Origin of the sequence: Halioxenophilus aromaticivorans (assembly GCF_042850945.1) — a bacterium.
Lineage (GTDB): Bacteria > Pseudomonadota > Gammaproteobacteria > Pseudomonadales > Cellvibrionaceae > Halioxenophilus > Halioxenophilus aromaticivorans.
This window is the reverse complement of sequence record NZ_AP031496.1, coordinates 5,779,330-5,798,142: the sequence shown is the minus strand read 5'-3', so window position 1 is coordinate 5,798,142 and position 18,813 is coordinate 5,779,330. Positions and strand designations below refer to the sequence as shown.

10 protein-coding genes are annotated in these 18,813 nt (G+C 52.1%); 7 read left to right on the top strand and 3 right to left on the bottom strand.

The window, feature by feature from the left end; translation table 11 throughout:
• The first annotated feature begins 324 nt into the window (after positions 1–324).
• Complete coding sequence (locus tag ACGHM3_RS24710; RefSeq protein WP_345420525.1) at positions 325–3,267, top strand: EAL domain-containing protein; 2,943 nt, start codon at positions 325–327, stop codon at positions 3,265–3,267.
• Between the two features lie 72 nt (positions 3,268–3,339).
• Positions 3,340–6,813, top strand: coding sequence for an ATP-binding protein (locus ACGHM3_RS24705; protein ID WP_345420528.1), 3,474 nt, complete (start codon positions 3,340–3,342; stop codon positions 6,811–6,813).
• A gap of 70 nt (positions 6,814–6,883) precedes the next feature.
• Here ACGHM3_RS24705 and ACGHM3_RS24700 read toward each other — a convergent pair whose 3' ends face one another.
• The 3 genes from ACGHM3_RS24700 to gcvT form a co-directional block, all read right to left on the bottom strand.
• On the bottom strand, positions 6,884–7,120 hold the full coding sequence (locus ACGHM3_RS24700) for a hypothetical protein (protein ID WP_345420531.1): 237 nt from the start codon (positions 7,118–7,120) through the stop codon (positions 6,884–6,886).
• A 95-nt stretch (positions 7,121–7,215) separates the two neighbouring features.
• Entirely contained in the window at positions 7,216–10,071 is a 2,856-nt protein-coding gene (gene gcvP / locus ACGHM3_RS24695; protein WP_345420534.1) for an aminomethyl-transferring glycine dehydrogenase, read from the bottom strand.
• Positions 10,072–10,159: 88 nt separating this feature from the next.
• Positions 10,160–11,281 (bottom strand): glycine cleavage system aminomethyltransferase GcvT, encoded by a 1,122-nt coding sequence (gene gcvT / locus ACGHM3_RS24690; RefSeq protein WP_345420537.1) that lies wholly within the window; start codon positions 11,279–11,281, stop codon positions 10,160–10,162.
• Positions 11,282–11,403: 122 nt separating this feature from the next.
• Between gcvT and ACGHM3_RS24685 the strand changes: the two genes are divergently transcribed.
• The 5 genes from ACGHM3_RS24685 to ACGHM3_RS24665 all read left to right on the top strand — a co-directional run bounded on the left by ACGHM3_RS24685 (position 11,404) and on the right by ACGHM3_RS24665 (position 18,628).
• On the top strand, positions 11,404–12,252 hold the full coding sequence (locus ACGHM3_RS24685) for a LysR family transcriptional regulator (protein ID WP_345420540.1): 849 nt from the start codon (positions 11,404–11,406) through the stop codon (positions 12,250–12,252).
• A 253-nt stretch (positions 12,253–12,505) separates the two neighbouring features.
• On the top strand, positions 12,506–14,407 hold the full coding sequence (gene pepF, locus ACGHM3_RS24680; RefSeq protein WP_345420543.1) for an oligoendopeptidase F: 1,902 nt from the start codon (positions 12,506–12,508) through the stop codon (positions 14,405–14,407).
• A gap of 235 nt (positions 14,408–14,642) precedes the next feature.
• Positions 14,643–15,008 (top strand): DUF1232 domain-containing protein, encoded by a 366-nt coding sequence (locus tag ACGHM3_RS24675; RefSeq protein WP_345420546.1) that lies wholly within the window; start codon positions 14,643–14,645, stop codon positions 15,006–15,008.
• 210 nt (positions 15,009–15,218) lie between these two features.
• A complete protein-coding gene (pyk, locus tag ACGHM3_RS24670; protein WP_345420549.1) occupies positions 15,219–16,664 on the top strand; it encodes a pyruvate kinase in 1,446 nt (481 codons plus the stop codon).
• A gap of 497 nt (positions 16,665–17,161) precedes the next feature.
• Positions 17,162–18,628 carry an undecaprenyl-phosphate glucose phosphotransferase gene (locus ACGHM3_RS24665; protein ID WP_345420552.1) on the top strand — a complete coding sequence of 489 codons (1,467 nt, stop codon included), beginning with the start codon at positions 17,162–17,164 and terminating at the stop codon, positions 18,626–18,628.
• The last annotated feature ends 185 nt before the right edge of the window (positions 18,629–18,813 follow it).

Here is an 18,813-nt window from a genome sequence, read left to right as displayed (position 1 = left end):
GCAAGGTTTCCGCTGCCATGTAGTTATTGTAAATGTAAAAAAAGTTTAAGAAGATCGAAAAGCAAGAATGTCCAGTCATACAAGGGCCTTATTAAGCCTTGCATAAAATGTGTGTATACAAGGTTGGCCTGTGAAGTGATTAAAGTAAAAGCGGATGTTTATCTGCTGGTTTATTTTGTTCAACATCAATGGCGCATATTACCTCATAGGAAATTACTATCTAAAAGGCTGTGTTTTTCTGGTCGCCATTGTGGGCCCGTGGCTGTTGTGTGTCAGCCGCTATACTATGAATTACATCGCAATTTGTGAGTATCGAGGCGTGGAATGAAAAACAGTTCGACCCTACTGAACGTAGCCAACGATGACGGCCAAACCTTTGAAATAATCACCCGGTCCAATCGTTTGCTGTATGTAGAAGATGACCCCGTGCAATCGGCATTGATCGTGCCGTTATTGGAGAGTGAGGATTTCTTCGTTTGCCACGTAAAAGATGGCCGAGAGGCGCTTAATACATTATTGGTTGAGTCTTTCGACATTGTACTCACCGACCATTACATGCCAAACATGAGCGGGGTGGAGCTATTAAAAGCCATTGTGCGGGCAGACTTTAACATTCCTGTGGTGATTATGACCGCCGCCAACGATCTAAGCCTAGCGTTTGATGCGCTCAACAATGGCGCCGTAGACTTTATAACAAAAGATGGCGACGGCAACTATGTTGGCTATATCGGTTCGGTATTAGAGCGTTCGCTGAAAAAGCACGAGCTGGATAAGCGCACCACACGGTTGGAAAATGATTTGGAACGGGAGCGGGAAATCTCTCGCTTGACGTTAGACGCTATCGCCCAGGGAGTAGTCACCTTAGACGCCAGCCTACGGGCGCAATATTGCAACACCTATTTCAAATCCCTCTGTGGAGGCAATGCGTTACTGGACTCCATTGGCTATACCACGTTGGACCTAGCAGCTCTACTGGCGGAAGTCGGCACGGTAAATGGCTGCAAAACAGACGCTGAAATCGACGAAAAAATACAGTCATTAATTGAAGGCCAATATTCGTTTTTGGAATACAACGCTGCAGAAATCATCTATGAAATAAGGTCAGTCCGTTTGGGCGACAACGGCTACGTGCTAAGTTTTACCGATGTTACCAGCAGCAAGCAGGTGCAGTACGCATTGCACGACGTCATAAAGCAGGCGCCGGTGGCTATTACTGCCATTAATGAAGATGGCGAGTTGTTCCTAGCCAATGAGTCCGCCTGTCAACTGATGGGCGCCATGGTGGATGAGCTGGTGGGCGTCAACGTTAACCACTTTATTGCTACCGAATCGCTAGCTGAATTTAAAAATTTATTGCACGCCACGCCCGACGCGAATGCTAACAATGCAAAAGATATAGAAATAACCACATCGGAAGGCACGGTGATACCGGTAGAGGTATCGGTGAGCAGCATTGATATTGGTAGCGAAATAAAAAAGCTGCTTACCCTGGTGAATATCAGCCAGCGTAAAAAAGCCGAAGAAACCATGCGTAAGGCCACGGAGCTTCAGCACGCCATTATCGAATACTCGCCCTTTAATATAGTAGCCACGGATTTAGAAGGCACCATAACCGCCGTTAGCCCTGCGCTTGAAAACACACTGGGCTACAGCAAGGAAGAGCTGGTGCACAAGCAGAATATTCTGAGTTTGCACGAGAGGGAAGAGCTTGGTAAGCACTTGGCAGCAACCCATTTTGAATTAACCGAGAGTAAAAAAACCACGTTTAACGCCCTCACTCAAAAGGCCATGCACGGTATTATAGAAAGTAAGGAGTGGACCTACGTGCAAAAGAATGGCCAAACCCTACCGGTGAACCTCACCACCACGGTGATGCGCCATCAAGACGGCAAGCCCTCCGGCTTTCTGTTTGTATCCTATGACATTACCGAACAGAAAAAGGCCAACGACTATATTGAGCACCTGGCACATCACGATAGCCTTACCGGATTGCCCAACCGCGCTCTAATGCACGACCGTCTCAGCCAATCGGTATGCCTTGCCAAACGCCACAGCGTTAAAACCGGCATACTGGCCATCGATTTGGATCACTTTAAGCGCGTTAACGATACCCTAGGCCACTTAGCTGGTGATGAGTTACTAAAAGAAGTGGCCAAGCGCCTACAAAAAACCGTGCGCGATAGCGACACGGTATGCCGCATGGGCGGCGATGAATTTGTCATTATCTTAGACGATATCGCCAACCATAAAGCCATGGAGATTGTAGCGCTAAAAGTCATTGATGCCCTGGGGATGCCCATAAGGCTTGGCGCTACCAGTATTAAAGTAACCCCAAGCATCGGCATAAGCATGGCGCCGGATGACGGCACAACCGTAGAGGAATTGCTCAAGCACGCGGACATCGCCATGTACCAGGTGAAGCAAAGCGGCCGCAACTCGTTTGCCGCCTTTACCCAGGAGCTAGCAGACAAAAAGCTCAAACACATTGCTCTGGAGCAAGACTTACACCGCGCCTTTGAGAAAGAAGAACTGTCGCTGTACTACCAGCCACAGGTGGATTTGTTAACCGGCAAAGTGGTTGGCGTGGAGGCATTACTTCGTTGGGCTCACCCAGAGAAAGGTATGATACCCCCGTCCCAGTTTGTGCCCATTGCCGAAGATACCGGCTTAATAGTGCCGTTAGGTGAGTGGGTGTTAAACAAAGCCTGCCGAGAAATACAAACACTGCGCAAACAGCATAAAGAGGATTACACCGTCGCGGTTAATGTTTCGCCCCGCCAATTCGATGACCCTAATTTTATCCGCGCAACGGATTTAGCCATGCGCCGCTGCGGCCTGCCACCCAATCGCTTGGAGTTAGAAATTACAGAGGGCTTGTTGGTAAACGAATCCGAAAGTGTGTGCAGCAAATTAAGCGTGCTCAACCGCATGGGGGTGGCGCTGGCCCTTGATGATTTTGGAACTGGCTATTCTAGCTTGTCCTACGTTGCCAAATATCCGGTCAGTGTTATTAAAATAGACCGCGCATTTATGTCTTTGGATCGCAAAGAAAACGCCGCCATCGTCGGAGCCATTACCGCCATTGCAGACGGGCTGGGCCTAGAGGTATTGGCCGAGGGTGTTGAGACTTCAGAGCAACAGAGATTTATCGCCCAAAGAGGCTGCCGCTTGGTGCAAGGGTTTTACTACGCTAAACCCGTACCCTTCTCCAGCCTGCCTAGAGTAATTGAGAAAATAAACGGTAGTTTGTCCAGTGCCGCAGTGTAGTGAGTTCTGATCTATGATGGCCTGGGCTTGGTGATGCAAAGATTGCTTAATGAATACAGTGTTTAAATGGTTATGAGTGGTATAAAAAATCAGCAGTTTAACAGCGTTAATCGATCCTATTGCGCGATAACTCTGTTAATCACTGTGAGTATTGCGGTGGGTTTTCTATTGCACTTTGGTGCACGTGATAGGATCCTAAATCAACAGCAGCAAAACATTGATAGGGTTATCCAAAGCGAAGTCGAATTTATATCCCAAACCATTGAAAATGCCAAAACCAAAATACAATTTTTACACGCTACCCCACCCATCCAAGGTATCGTACGTGCCAGCGAAAATAATGGCGTAGATCCATTCGACGGCACTACCAGTGCTCTGTGGGTGCAGCGTTTACAAATCATATTTGAGGCATTTTTAAAGCACAATAATGAAGTCTTTCAAGCCCGCTTTATTGGTTTGGCCGATGATGGTCGGGAAATCGTTCGGGTAGAGCGGCAAAACAACGATATCGTGTCGATTACAGAAGACAAACTCCAGGCGAAAGGCCATAGAGGCTACGTCAAAAAAATTGCCGCCCAGCCACCCGGCCAAACTTATATTTCCAGTATCGACTTAAATCGAGAGTTCGGCCAAGTAGCCCAGCCAGAAACTCCTACCCTACGTTTGGGTTTGCCGATTTACGATGAAGCGCAGAATATCTTCGGCATGATTGTCATCAATGTTGATGCCTCCATAATGCTGAAGCAGATTGAGCAAAGCGTGCCCCAAGAGCTAGTTCTTTACTTGACTAACGACGTGGGTGGGTTTTTGATTCACCCAGACAGAAACAAAGCGTTTGAGTACGAATTCGATAAATCAGCCACCTGGGATAGTGAGTTCGCTCCTTTTAATTGGGATGTGAACCTTGGCCAGTTGGTAAAACAAACTAACACCGTCACCAATAGCACCTATTTCTTTTCATACGATCGCCTTCGCCTAGGCGGACACGACCGTAACATCGTTTTAAATATCGTCGTTGGGCTACCTTTTGATACCTACCAATCGCTTATTTTTGCCCAGAGTACGCAATCTCTAATTATCGGCGCTGGTATACTGGTGATCGTTATTGCATTTATTTTGTACTATCAGTCTAATGTGAAACAGTCACTGGCGTTAACCGAGGTACGTGCTCGGTTTGAGGCCATTGTGGATGGCTCAGTAGATGCGATTGTAGCCACAGATATTGAAGGAAAAGTTATTAATTGGAATACGTCTGCCCACAATATCATTGGCTATTCTGGACGCCAGGCGGAAGGGCAGTATCTGGTCAATTTGCTGTTTGATGTTGACGACCAAAGCCGAATACAAAGCTCCATCGAGAAAATTATTGATGGTGATTATCTAGATCCTATCCGGGTTGATGTACTGCGCCGCAATGGAAATACCTTTACTGCTTCTATCGCTTTGTCTCCTGTGAAATCCAACTCCGGCGCCGTAGTGGGGGTTGCTGCCATCGTACGTGACTTAACTGAGCTCGAAACCGCCAAAGAAACGCACGAACTTTTGGAGAGGCAAGTTCAGCTACGAACCCAGGAGTTGGAAAAGGCCCGTAATCAAGCACTCTCCGCAAGCAAAGCGAAAAGTAATTTTATTGCCAATGTCAGCCATGAGATACGCACTCCGCTGGGCGGCATTATCGGTATGCTACGGTTGTTAAGAAAAGACAACCCACCGCAAACCCAGCAACGCTATTTTGAAATGGCGGAAAACAGTGCCCAAGTGTTGGCGCGGTTAATTAACGACGTGTTGGATATTTCCAAAATAGAGGCTGGCAAGTTGGATGTCGGCCAGGAAAAGTTCAATCTAATCCATGTGATCTCATCCGTAGTCACCTCCCTGGCCATTACCGCAGAAGAAAAACAGCTGGATTTAATTTTAGACACCTCCCAAGTGAAACACTTCTATCTGTTGGGAGACAGCACCCGGTTTCGTCAAATCATCACTAACCTAGTAAGTAACGCTATAAAGTTTACCGATGAGGGTTGGGTCAAAATCACTTTGTCCACGGAGTTGCAAAGCAACGGCAAGTTTGTGCTTAAAGGCCAGGTAGAGGATACCGGCGTTGGTATTAGCTCCACTGGTTTAGAAACCATTTTTGATGCGTTCACCCAAGAAGACGATGGCATTGTCCAGCTACGCGGCGGCACGGGCTTAGGGTTGTCCATTACGCGGCAATTGTGCCGGCTCATGGGCGGAGACATAACCGTCACTAGTGAAAAAGAAAAGGGCAGCACGTTTAAATTCCATTTGGTCATGGCCTGCGAAGATGCTCAAATCACCGGCTGGCCCACCGATTCCCTGTCAGGTATTAGCATAGCTTTAGTGGGCATAACTCCAGCTGTTGCTCAGGGGATCAGCCGGCAGTTAACCGCCTGGGGAGCAAACTTAGTCGATGTCATCGACACCGTTAAATCCCTTCCCCCCACCAGCTTTGACGCCATCATCTGCCGCCAGGATTTGGCCCAGTCATTGGCCCATCGTTGCCCGGTAATCGCCTTGCTGCGCCAACCCGAGAGCTTTGAGGAAAGCGAACAGCAGCAAACCTTATTCGCACCGGTGTTACCGGTGGATCTATACAATGCGTTGGTCGTCGCCGATTTGGTGCCTGCTTTACAGTGCACAGACAGCAATTTACCTGCTCCCGGCTTGCAGCCTGGTGTGGTAACCACATTAAACGCCCAGGGTAGGCCTGCGAAAATTCTGGTGGTGGATGACAACGCCACAAACCGCGCGGTGTTGGAAGGGATACTGGCAGACTACACAGTGGAGGTGGTAACCGCCGCCGACGGCGCAGCCGCGGTACGCTGTTTACACGATGCCGAAGAGCCCTTTGATTTGGTGTTTATGGATTGCCAAATGCCGGTGCTGGACGGCTACGCCGCCACCCAACAAATTCGCGCCGGAGATGCCGGCCACGCCGCCCGCGAGGTGCCTGTTATCGCTATAACCGCCGCTGCCATGGCCGGTGACAGAGAGCGCTGCGACCTCGCCGGAATGGACGACTATATTACCAAGCCTATTGAGCAAGATTCTTTGCAACGGGTACTGCGCCAATGGTTGGCCCGGCCCGTGGCTAAACCCGATACACCCGCCTCAGGGCCACAGCAGAAAACTAAAACGGCAGATAGCTCAGACGTGTGGGACGCCGACAAATTGATGAACAAAGTCAATCAACGGCAAAAGCATTTTGAGCTGGTAGTGAATGCGTTTAAAGAATCTACGCCAGAAAAGATAACCGAGCTAAAACAGGAATTGGCTCAAAACAACCTAGAACAAGTAGCCGGGCTGGCACACACCCTTAAAGGTGCTGCCGCCAGCCTGTGTGCACCCCGCTTGCAAAAAATCATGTTCAATATTGAGCAGCAAGCACGCACCGAAAACACCACCGGCTGGCCGGACTTACTGGTGGTTATCGAAACAGAATATTCCATGCTGATGTCACGCTTGGCCAACGGAAATTCGATACAAGCGGAAGAACCAGCGCCGCCATCGGCCCATTCTGCTTAACAATCCGCTTAAAGAGCGGGCATTAAACACTCCGGTCAGTGCTGAATTTCAAATCAGAAGTGAAAGCCTCTCAACCGGAGTGCGATGGGCTATTAGAATTTTTGGTTAGACCCGTAAAGCGCGCCAGTATGATTTGGAATTCCTGCTGGCTAATATCCACCAACTCACACACCCGGCCATACAACATTATAGTGGGCACATTACGCCCTCCCATCTCCTTTTGCGTTTCATGCAAACAATACAAAATAGCCCGCTCTTTACGATTCAGGCCATCGCGTACATCGGGTAGGTTGTCGTAGTCGTTCATTGCTTTGCGCTTAGTGTGATTTTATGTCGAAACTACAATTGAGTCCCGCTACGTTAGTTTACACCCACAACCGCATGACTTGAATCGCAAACTAATTACTCATATTCAGATATCGGTAAACAAGCACACACCAAATTCTTATCGCCGTACACGTTATCCACCCGTGCCACCGGCGGCCAGTATTTATTCAGCTTTAGGCTGGCCACGGGGTAGGCCGCTTGCTCGCGGCTGTAGCCGTGTTGCCAGTCGCTGGCCAGTAGGCGAAGGGCGGTGTGGGGTGCGTTGTGCAGTGGGCTGTCTTCGTAATCGGTGGTGCCTTGCTGTACGTCGTCGATTTCTCGGCGGATGGTGAGCATGGCGTCGATAAAGCGGTCCAGCTCCTGCAGTGGTTCACTTTCGGTGGGCTCAATCATCAAGGTGCCGGCCACCGGGAAAGACATGGTCGGTGCGTGGAAGCCGTAGTCAATTAAGCGCTTGGCGATGTCATCTACGGTAACACCGGTGATGTCTTTTAACGGGCGCAAATCCAAAATACATTCGTGGGCCACCAAGCCGCTGGCTCCGGTGTAAAGCACTGGGTAGGCGGTTTTTAATTTGTGGGCGATGTAGTTGGCGTTAAGAATGGCCGCTTCGGTGGCGCGTACCAAACCATCGGCGCCCATCATTTGAATGTACATCCAGGTAATGGGCAGAATGCTGGCGCTGCCGTATTGCGCAGCGGATACCGGGCCTACGCCCTGCTCGTTGCTGGCGTGGGCGGCATGATTCGGTAAAAACTCCGCCAGATGCGCGGCTACCGCGACAGGGCCAACACCGGGGCCACCGCCACCGTGGGGAATACAAAAGGTTTTGTGGAGGTTGAGGTGGGATACGTCGCCGCCGAATTGCCCTGGCTGGCACAAGCCTACCATGGCGTTTAGGTTGGCGCCGTCGATATACACCTGGCCACCGTGTTGGTGCACGATGTCGCACACTTCCGTTACCGATTCCTCAAACACCCCGTGGGTGGACGGGTAAGTAATCATAATCGCGGCAAGGCTTGAGCTGTGGGCTTCGGCCTTAGTGCGCAGGTCGTCGACGTTGATATTGCCGTTGTTGTCACAGGCAACCACAACCACCTTCATGCCGCACATTTGCGCCGAAGCTGGGTTGGTGCCGTGGGCGGATGACGGAATCAAACAAATATTGCGATGGCCTTCATTGCGGGCGCGGTGGTAGCCCCGGATGGCCAATAAGCCTGCGTATTCGCCCTGGGAGCCGGCATTGGGCTGCAGGGAAATAGCGGCATAACCGGTAATCTCACACAGCTGTTGCTCCAGCTCGGTAATCATCTCCACGTAGCCCTGGGTTTGCTCCGCCGGCGCGTGTGGGTGAATGTTGGCAAACTCCGGCCAGGTCACCGGGATCATCTCGCTAGTGGCGTTGAGCTTCATGGTGCAGGAGCCCAGCGGAATCATGGCGCGGTCCAGGGCGATGTCTTTGTCCGATAGGCTGCGGATGTAGCGCAGCATTTCGGTTTCGCTGTGGTAGCGGTTAAAGATTGGGTGCTGCAGCGCCGGGCCCTGGCGGCGCATGGCCTCACCAATGGCCCAGTCGGCGTTGTTGATAGCGGCTTCGGCGTCCAGCTCGCTGCCGCCAAATAAGCTCAACAAGGCGTTGATGTCCGCAGCACTGGTGGTCTCGTCCACCGAAATGCCCAATTGCTCGCCGTTGATGTGGCGCAGATTGATGCCGGCCTTGTGGGCGGCCTCATGAATGCTGGCGGTTTTATTGCCGGTGTTGAGGGTAAGTGTGTCGAAGAACTGCTCGTTGCACACCTCCACCCCCAAAAATTTCAGGCTGGTAGCTAGCGCGCTGGCGCTGGCGTGCACGCGTTGGGCAATGGCGCGCAACCCCTGTGGGCCGTGGTAGACAGCGTACATGCTAGCCAGCACGGCCAACAATACCTGGGCGGTACAAATGTTACTGGTGGCCTTTTCGCGGCGGATGTGTTGCTCGCGGGTTTGCAAGGCCAGGCGCAGGGCAGTATTGCCATCGGCATCCTTGGATACACCCACCAAGCGGCCGGGCAGTGAACGCTTGTAGGCTTCGCGGGTGGCCATAAAGCCGGCGTGGGGGCCACCAAAGCCCATGGGCACACCAAAGCGCTGGCTGCTGCCCACGGTAATATCCGCGCCCATCTCGCCTGGGGATTTCAGCAGCACCAGGCTCAGCAGGTCGGCGGCCACGGCCACCAGGGTTTTGTGCTCATGGGCCTGTTCGATAACGGCGGTGAAATCGGCAACCTCACCGTTTACGCCGGGGTACTGCAACAGCACGCCAAAGCAGTCGTCGGTGATGTCTTTGAATGGGTTACCAATGCGAACGTCAATATCCAGCGGCTCGGCCCGGGTTTGTACCACTTCGATGGTTTGCGGCAGGCAGTGTTCATCGATAAAAAACACCTTGCCTTTGTTTTTGCCCATGCGCTGGCACAGGGTCATGGCTTCGGCGGCGGCGGTGGCTTCGTCCAGCAGGGAGGCACTGGCGATGTCCATACCAGACAACTCGGTAATCATGGTTTGGAAGTTCAACAGCGCTTCCAGGCGGCCCTGGGAAATCTCTGGCTGGTAGGGCGTGTAGGCTGTGTACCAGGCGGGGTTTTCCAGGATATTGCGCAAAATCACCCCCGGCGTGTAGGTGCCGTAGTATCCCTGGCCAATGAATGAGCGCATCACTTGGTTTTTGGCAGCCTTTGCCTGCAATGCTGCCAGGGCATCGGTTTCGGCCAAGGGTGCAGGCAGCTGGCTGGGCGTTTGTTGGCGAATATTCTCTGGCACCACCTGGGCGATAAACTCCGCCATGGTGGCGTAGCCCAAGACCTCTAGCATCTGTTGCTGTTCACGGGTTTCGGGGCCAATGTGGCGATGGGAAAAGTCTTGCCAGTTGGGGGTATCGCTCAACACGCTCATGGTGGTTCCTAAACAAGTGGTGTGGATAATTTAGCAGTCGCCCGCCAGCGGCTTCTGGCTGGCGGCTGATAGTGAATAACGAGGGTTGTTAGCCGCGGTAGTAACGCTGCGGCACAAACGGTGTTTTGGCCACCGTAATGGGCACCTGTTTGCCGCGCACGATGGCAAATAGCTCGGTACCCAACTTAGACAAGTCAGTACTTACATACCCCATTCCCATTGGTTTGTTTAGGCTTGGTCCGAACCCGCCGCTGGTAACCTCGCCCACTACGGTACCGTGTTGGTCGGCAATTTCAGCGCCGTGGCGTACAGGAGTTTTGGCATTGACTTCAAAGCCAATGCGCTTTTTGGCCACGCCGTTGGTCTGGGCGGCAAACAGTGCCTCGGCCCCTAAAAAGCCGCCGGGGTTGTCGCCCTTGGCGCGGCGCTTAGCGCTGATGGACCACAACAGATTGGCTTCGGCCAAGTTGGTACCGGCGTCCATGTCCTGACCGTAGAGGCACAGGCCAGCCTCTAAACGCAAGGAGTCCCGGGCACCCAGGCCAATGGCTTCAACCTCCGGCTCGGCCAGCAGTTGGGCGGCAAAGTCGGTGGCGTCTGCGGCGGGCACAGAGATTTCAAAGCCGTCCTCGCCGGTGTAGCCGGAGCGGCTAACAAAGCAGTCCAAGCCTTGGATGGTAATTTGCGCGCTTTGCATAAAGGTCAGCTGGCAGGCTTCAGCGCTAAAGCGCGCCATGACGTCGGCGGCCTGGGGGCCTTGCAGAGCCAGTAGTGCGCGGTCTTCCAGGTAATCCACCTCGCAATCTTCCAGGTGTTGCTCTAGGTGGGCGATATCTTGGTGTTTGCAGGCCGCGTTGACCACAATAAAGAACAAGTTCTTGGCCCAGCGTGCAATGATCAAATCGTCCAGTATGCCGCCCTGCTCATTGCTAAAAACACCGTAGCTTTGGCTACCAATGGCCAAGGAGCCCAGGTCCACCGGGATCAGTTTCTCCAGCTGTTCGCAGGCATTGGGGCCGCGCACCAGCACTTGGCCCATGTGGGATACATCAAACAAACCCGCTGCATTTCGAGTGTGTAAGTGCTCACTTTTAACCCCGGCTGGGTATTGCACGGGCATGCTGTAACCGGCAAATGGCACCATCTTGGCGCCCAGCGAAATGTGTAGGTCGTTCAGCGCGGTGGTAAGTAGTTCGGCGTCCTGCGTCATAACTGGGCCTCGGAGTAAACGGTTTGGGCGGTGGAAAAACCCGCAATTGTATAGCCCGGCCGCCAATAAGTTTAATTAATAGTTATAATCCAACTATTAACAATGTAAATGGTGGCGAAGCGATGAGAAACATACCATCCGACCTGCTGCGCGCCTTTGTAACGGTGGTGGAAAGTGGCGGCTACACGGCGGCGGCCGATGTGTTGGGGCGTTCGCAGCCGGCGGTAAGTTTGCAAATAAAACGCCTGCAAGATTTTGTTGGCCAAAAGTTAATGGAGCGTGTTGGCCCGCCGGTAGAGCTTAACAGCCACGGCCGGGTGCTTTACAGGTATGCCAAGCAAATACTGGCGCTCAACGACCGATTACTGGCCGAGTTCCAAACCACGGCGGTCATTGGTCGGGTGCATTTTGGTATCCCCAGCGAGTTTGCCACCACGGTACTGCCTAAAATTGTGGGTCAGTTTGCCCGGGCCTACCCCAACATTACCCTAGAAGTCACCAGTGCCTTAAGCAAAGCCCTGCTCAGTGAGCCGCAGCGTAATCAATTTGATTTGGTGCTGGCCCTGCACGACCGGCCAGAGACCGCCGGTAATGCCTTAGTTAAAGAAGAGGAGCTGGTGTGGGTGGGCAACGGCCGGGAAAGCCTGGCCGAGAACAGTCCCATCCCGCTGATTGTGGCTCCGGACGGCTGTGTTTATCGCGGCAGAGCCCTAGCGCGGCTGCGCACAGAAGGCCTGTCCTGGCGGGTGACCTACACCAACCCGGATTTATCGGGCATTACCGCCGCCATTAACGAGGGGCTGGGCATTACCCCACTGGCGCGCAGCACGGTGCCGGAAAATCTCAGTGTGTTAAAGCCCAGCCCATTGTTACCCAGCCTGGGTACCGTGGGGGTGAGCTTAACTCGGCCCAGCAATAATCAATCCGAGGCCGTGGGCCTGTTGGCGGACTTCGTTGCTTCTTCTATATAAAAGGAGTTTATATAGAAGCGCTTACAGGCCGTCAGCCCAGCAAGCTTTGTAAGCAACCCTTTGTGGCTTTACAGCATCCTATGCTCGGGCCGCCACCAGATTAGCTCCACACTAACTGCGGAATTTGTTGTCTATTTCGTCGAAAAACTAAGCCGGGCCACTTAAGCCGGGACTACGCCGGGACTAGGCCACTGCCCAGGGCAATGATCGGCCAAGCCACACCACACCATATAACATAGGGAACACAATCAGCATGGCGTTAGCAAACCTTAACTCAGCCACCCTAAAACAGCGCATCCTACCCCTGGCCATGGCGGCCGTAACCGCCGTGGCGACTTTTGCCTGGCAGCCCACGGTGGCGCAGGCTGAGGCCAAGCCGTCGACACCAGTGGTGGCGTGGGACCTAACTGAAATCTACCCCAACCTTGCCGCCTGGCACGATGCCATCGCCGAGCTGGAGAAACGCATCGCCGGCTTGCCAGAGCTAAAAGGCTCCCTGGGCAAAAACGCCGGCACCATGGCCGATACGCTGGAGCAGATTTCCGGTGTGCAAAAGGAACTGCTGCGCGCCTATGTCTACGCCAACCTAATCATGGATGCCGATCAACGCGTGGCGGAAAGCCAAGCCATGTTGGCCAAAGCGCGTTCGGTGTACTCCAGCTATGGCCAAGCGTTGGCGTGGTTGGAGCCCGAAATCCTGTCGTTGGGCGCTAAAAAAGTAAATAAGTATATTAAACGCGAGGAGCGGCTAGAGCCGTTCGACTTTTATTTGCTGAGCACCTTGGAGCAGGCCGACCATTTATTGGACGAGCAAGGCGAACAATTGCTGGCCTCGGCCATGGATGTGCTCACCAGCCCCAATCAAATATACGAGCTGTTGGCCAACGCCGACATGCCCTGGCCGGATGTCATGCTCTCCACCGGCGAAACCCTACTGCTTAACCAGGCCGGCTATGCCCGGGGCCGCAGCACCGCCAACCGTGAAGACCGCAAATTAGTGTTCGATACCTTTTGGCAGGTGTGGGACGACTACCAAGACAGCCTGGGCCAAATTCTGAATACCGAAGTGCAGGCCAACGTGTTTTTGGCCAAGGCGCGCAATTACGATTCTGTGTTGCAGCAACAGTTGGAAGAAGAGCATCTGCCCGAGGACGTGTACCGCACCTTAGTTAAAGAAGTTAATAACAGCCTGCCGGTGTTGCACCGCTACTTTGCCCTGCGCGGCCGCATCCTGGGCATTGACGATATGCGCTATTACGATATCTATCCTTCGCTGGTGGAACTGGATAAAACCTTCGATTTAGACACCAGCAAACGTATGACGCTGGAGGTGCTAAAGCCATTGGGCGATGAATACTACTCGCGTTTGGAAACCGCACTTAACGCCAATTGGGCCCACGTGTATCCGCAACCGGGCAAGCGTTCCGGCGCCTATATGAATGGCTCGCTCTACGATGTGCATCCGTTTGTGCTGCTCAACCACAACGATGACTACGAGTCGTTATCCACCTACGCCCACGAGTGGGGCCACGCCGTGCATTCCATGCTGGCCAACGACAATCAGCCGTTTGAAAAAGCCGACTATTCCACCTTTACCGCTGAAATTGCCTCCATCATCAACGAGATTTTATTGGAGGAGTATTTAATTGAGCGGGCCGAAACCAAAGAAGAAAAACTCTTTTACCTGGGCCAGGCGTTGGAGTCGGTGCGAGGTACCTTTTACCGCCAAACCATGTTTGCCGAGTTTGAGTTACTGATTCACGAAACCGCCGAAGCCGGCGAGCCGCTAACCGGTGCCAAGCTATCTGAGCTGTACGGTGAGCTGTTGAAAAAATACCACGGCCACGATGAAGGCGTGTTAAAAATTGACGATGTATACACCAACGAGTGGGCCTACATTCCGCATTTCTACTACGACTTTTACGTCTTTCAATACGCCACGTCCATGGCGGGTGCGGCCTGGTTCGCCGAGCAACTGTTGGCCGGTGACACCGCGGTGCGCGATGCCTTTATCGATGTACTCAAAGCCGGCGGCTCCGATCATCCTTACAATATTTTAAAACAAGCCGGTTTGGATATGGCCACGCCTGAGCCCTATCAAGCCACGGCGCGGCGTATGGCCGATATTATGGATCGGATCGAGGCATTGCTTTAATTTGTTCTCTACTTAGTGCCAATAACACGGTGGCACTATTGTCTGACATCATTGCTTTGTTTTTAACGCTCTGATGTCTGCCTGCTGGTTGAAGTCTGTCTTATAGGGCGGGCTTTGACCGAGGCGGTTGAGAAGCCTGCGCTGGCTTTCTATTGGCTTGTTCTATTTATCACCTTCGTTGTTATCCGACTCTGAACTCTGATTTCAAGTGGATATTATCTTTGTAGGTTTTGTTATGTGGCGAGCACTTAAAGCCTGGGCCCAGGCGCTTAAGCGCCAGATTTTGGTGGTGTATTTTGTTGCCCGTGATGGCAGCACGCCTGCCTACCTGCGATTGCTGGCTTTTGCGGTGGCTGCCTATGCCCTGAGCCCCATTGATCTGATTCCGGACTTTATTCCAATTTTGGGCTTGTTGGACGATCTATTGATTGTGCCCTTGGGGTTAGCGCTGGTGCTGTGGCTGGTGCCGGCGGCGGTTAAAGCGCGGGCGTTGCAACGGGCGCAGGGGGTGAATCAAAAGCCGGTGAGTTTTGTGGCGGCTGCGGTGGTGATTCTAGTGTGGATGGTGCTGGCAGGGTTGTTGATTCGCTGGTTGTATTAGCAATTCTGTGGCTGGGCCAGGCCATGGCGCTGTTGCATTTTGTTGCAGTTAACTGCAGTGCCAGCAGTGGGTTCACAACTTGGCCTAAATACCTACCACCGATGGAAGTTTTGCCTATCTGGACTAGACTTTAGTTGCACAAAACTCGTTAAAAAGCTGTATTATACAGCTCCCCCTCGCGCACCCATTCTCCATAATAAAGGACGACCTATGTCTAGTTATCTACGCCGCACGAAAATTGTGGCTACGGTAGGCCCTGCTTCTTCTAGCCCAGAAATGATTGCTAAGTTGCTGGATGCCGGTGTTAATGTGTTCCGTTTGAATTTTTCACACGGTTCAGCGGAGGGGCACCGCAAGCAGGCCGAAATAATTCGCAGCGTAGCCGAAGAAAAAAACCGCAACGCCGCCATTTTGGGTGATTTACAAGGCCCTAAAATTCGCATCGGTGATTTAGCCGGCGGTGAAGTGGTATTGGTTAATGGCAGTGAAATTACACTCACCATCGACGACGACAAACCCGCCACCGATACCTGCATCCCAGTGGGTTATAAACCTTTGCCGGAGTTTGTGAAAGCCGACGACATTTTACTGCTCGACGATGGCTTGCTGCGCCTGCAGGTTTTGGCCGTGTCTGGCCCCGATGTGACCTGCAAGGTAATTGATGGTGGCCTGTTAAAATCCCGCAAAGGTTTAAACCGCTTGGGCGGTGGTTTGTCGGCGCCGGCCATCACCAGCAAAGACGAACAAGACATGCAGCTGGCCATCGAATTAGAGCTCGATTATTTAGCCGTGTCTTTTCCAAGCTGTGCCGCCGATTTGAATCCGGTGCGCAAGGCGTTGGCGGCTGCCAATTCATCCATTGCCGTGGTCAGTAAAATCGAGCGGGCTGAAGCCGTTGCCAATGAGCAAACCTTGGAAGAGCTGATCGAGGCCTCCGACGCCGTCATGGTTGCCCGCGGTGACCTGGGTGTAGAAGTTGGCGATCCTCAGTTGATTGGCATCCAGAAAAAAATCATTCGTTTCTCTCGTCGTTTTAAAAAGCCGGTGATTACCGCCACCCAAATGATGGAGTCCATGATCAAGCAACCCGTGCCAACCCGCGCCGAAGTATTCGACGTGGCTAATGCGGTATTGGATGGCACCGATGCGGTGATGTTGTCCGCCGAGACGGCAACGGGCTCTTTCCCAGAGCAAGTCGTGAAAGCCATGGCGGCGACCTGCGTTGGTGCAGAAAAGCACCCAGATGTGCAAATTACCGATCATCGGCAAGATCGTAACTTTTATGACATAGATGAGTGCATTGCTATGTCAGCCATATATGCTGCCAACTCCATGGACAATGTTGGCGCAATCATTTGCTTAACGGAGTCTGGTAATACTGCATTGCTCATGTCGAGACACGCCTCTGGTCTACCCATTTACGGCTTATCTCGAGACCGCGTTACCTGCCGTAAAATGGCGTTGTACCGCGGCGTGAAGTCAATCTTCTACGATGTCACGGTAAATGGCGATAACGTCTACCAATCTGCAATGAACACGGTGGCCGAACAAGGCGGTTTGGAGCCGGGTCAAAAGGTTGTTATCACCTGTGGCGACATCTCAGGTAGTGGCGGTAAAACCAACCACGTTAAAGTGCTGGAGTGGCAGCCCGAGTAATCGCTTCCCTCCCTTGTCAAAGCGGTTGCTCTGTGAGCTAGTTGGCAAAACACTTGCTTAACTATCAAATAAGAGCAGCCTGCGACTGGCGAATAGCACGCCTTCACCTAGTCTGTTTTTAGGGTTCACACCATATTAAGTGTTGAGCCCTGAAACTGGCCCTAGTCCAGTATTGGTTTTAAAAGTAAAAAGTTGTCAAATAGGCTCCTAATCAATAGCTTATCAACTATAGTTATAGTAATTTCTAGCTTCTTTCGCGCTAGAATTAGCAGTCGATAAGATTCGAAATAAGAAACCAAACTGTTAGAAGTAAATAGCTTTAAAGTGCTCTTGAGAGACGTTAGCGCTACCGCTAACCTACACCTCACAATAATTTTGTGAATTAGTTCACACTTTTGGTAAGAAGTGTAAAGCGAGATAGAACTTCTTGTCGCAACACTGAAACACCAGGAATTTATATTTATCAGGCTCTGACAAAATCAGAAAGGACCTCGTTAATGACCGCAGCCAGGGAACTCCCGCAACAGCTCATCAATTATCGTGAGCAACACGACAGTGCGCGGATGTCACATAAGCGCCTTTTACAAACCCACAGCAGCGTGTATCAATGGATTGAATACGGCTTATACCTTATCGCCGGTGTAGCGCCGTTATTAGCCCATATTACGTTCGGCAGTGAATACTATCTGCACAGCACCTACCGCTACTTGGCGGTGGTTACTTGCTTGTTGATGATCATCGTATATCCCACCTTCGGTATTGGCCGCCGCAGCCTGCGCGGCTTTGCTGGTTTACGCCGCTTGTTCAACGCCTGGGGTGCCGTGCTTTTGTTATTGGCCGCTGTTGGTTTTGCCACCAAGAGCTCCGATGATGTATCGCGTCTGATAATGATCTTCTGGGCCATCAGTGGCTTCTGCCTGCAGGGCCTAGTGGCCGTGGCGCTAGCGCGTTACAAACTGCACGCTCACCGCGTGGCCAGCGAGGCTTGTAATTCGGTGATCGTCGGTTCCGGCGATATCGTGTATCAGTTGGCTTCTCGCATGGCTGGTAATATCTGGTTGGACGAAAAACTGGTTGCCGTATGTGACTTCTCCAACAGCCAGCGCGCCTACGATCTGCCAACCGATGTTCGCTCCATTTTCAATCACGATGACTTGATCTCGTTGATCGACAAAAAAGAAGTTAAGCGCGTTTATATTGCCCTAAGCATGAAGGAAACCCCGCAATTGCTAGAGCAATACAACGCACTGAAAGAAAAAATGGTCGACATCATTTGGGTGCCGGACATTTATGAGTTTGAACTGCTGAACCACTGTGTGCGTGAAATGGCCGGCTTGCCGCTGATCACTCTGAACGAAACACCACACTACAGCGGCGCTCGAAACTTTGTAAAAAATGCATTTGACCGAGTTAGTGCTGCAATTTTGATTGCACTTCTGAGCCCAGTGTTTCTGGTATTGGCGTTTTTGGTTAAGCGTTCATCCGAAGGCCCCGTTATCTTTAAGCAAGAGCGCGACGGCTGGGATGGCAGTACTTTTAAGGTGTGGAAGTTCCGCAGCATGTTCGTGCATCAGCCAGAAACCGTGGTGAAGCAAGCCTGTAAAGACGACCCACGCATTACCCGTATTGGCAACTTCCTGCGCAAGAGCAGTTTGGATGAGTTGCCGCAATTGTTTAACGTACTGTTTGGCACCATGAGCTTGGTAGGCCCGCGCCCCCACGCGATATCGCACAACGATTTCTACGGCGACAAAATCAAGCAATATATGGCTCGTGGCCGTGTTAAGCCCGGGATGACTGGCCTAGCACAAATCCGAGGCTACCGTGGGGAGACTGCTGACATCTCCGAAATGGAAGATCGTGTACGTTGTGACCTGGAATACATCAACCGCTGGTCGATACTGCTGGATATCAAAATCCTATTGTTAACACCGTTTAGATTGGCTTCCAAAAAGGCTTACTAATTCCGTAACGCTAGTACAGAAGAACCCGGCCTTGGCCGGGTTCTTTGCGTTTGGCCCATGCATATTTATGGGCCCCCGGCGAATCAGTCCTATAGGCCGCAGGCTATAGCAGCGAAGCACATCCTGGTTGATTCAAATCACTTATTGGATATTAGGCAGCGCTACACTGGTGGCTCTTTCCAGCA

Bases quoted from the DNA above. Each gene is read 5' to 3' on its own strand.
- ACGHM3_RS24710 (WP_345420525.1), top strand. From the start codon at position 325: ATGAAAAACAGTTCGACCCTACTGAACGTAGCCAACGATGACGGCCAA.
- gcvP (WP_345420534.1), bottom strand. From the start codon at position 10,071: ATGAGCGTGTTGAGCGATACCCCCAACTGGCAAGACTTTTCCCATCGC.
- ACGHM3_RS24665 (WP_345420552.1), top strand. From the start codon at position 17,162: ATGACCGCAGCCAGGGAACTCCCGCAACAGCTCATCAATTATCGTGAG.
- gcvT (WP_345420537.1), bottom strand. From the start codon at position 11,281: ATGACGCAGGACGCCGAACTACTTACCACCGCGCTGAACGACCTACAC.
- ACGHM3_RS24685 (WP_345420540.1), top strand. From the start codon at position 11,404: ATGAGAAACATACCATCCGACCTGCTGCGCGCCTTTGTAACGGTGGTG.
- ACGHM3_RS24700 (WP_345420531.1), bottom strand. From the start codon at position 7,120: ATGAACGACTACGACAACCTACCCGATGTACGCGATGGCCTGAATCGT.
- ACGHM3_RS24675 (WP_345420546.1), top strand. From the start codon at position 14,643: ATGTGGCGAGCACTTAAAGCCTGGGCCCAGGCGCTTAAGCGCCAGATT.
- ACGHM3_RS24705 (WP_345420528.1), top strand. From the start codon at position 3,340: ATGAGTGGTATAAAAAATCAGCAGTTTAACAGCGTTAATCGATCCTAT.
- pepF (WP_345420543.1), top strand. From the start codon at position 12,506: ATGGCGTTAGCAAACCTTAACTCAGCCACCCTAAAACAGCGCATCCTA.
- pyk (WP_345420549.1), top strand. From the start codon at position 15,219: ATGTCTAGTTATCTACGCCGCACGAAAATTGTGGCTACGGTAGGCCCT.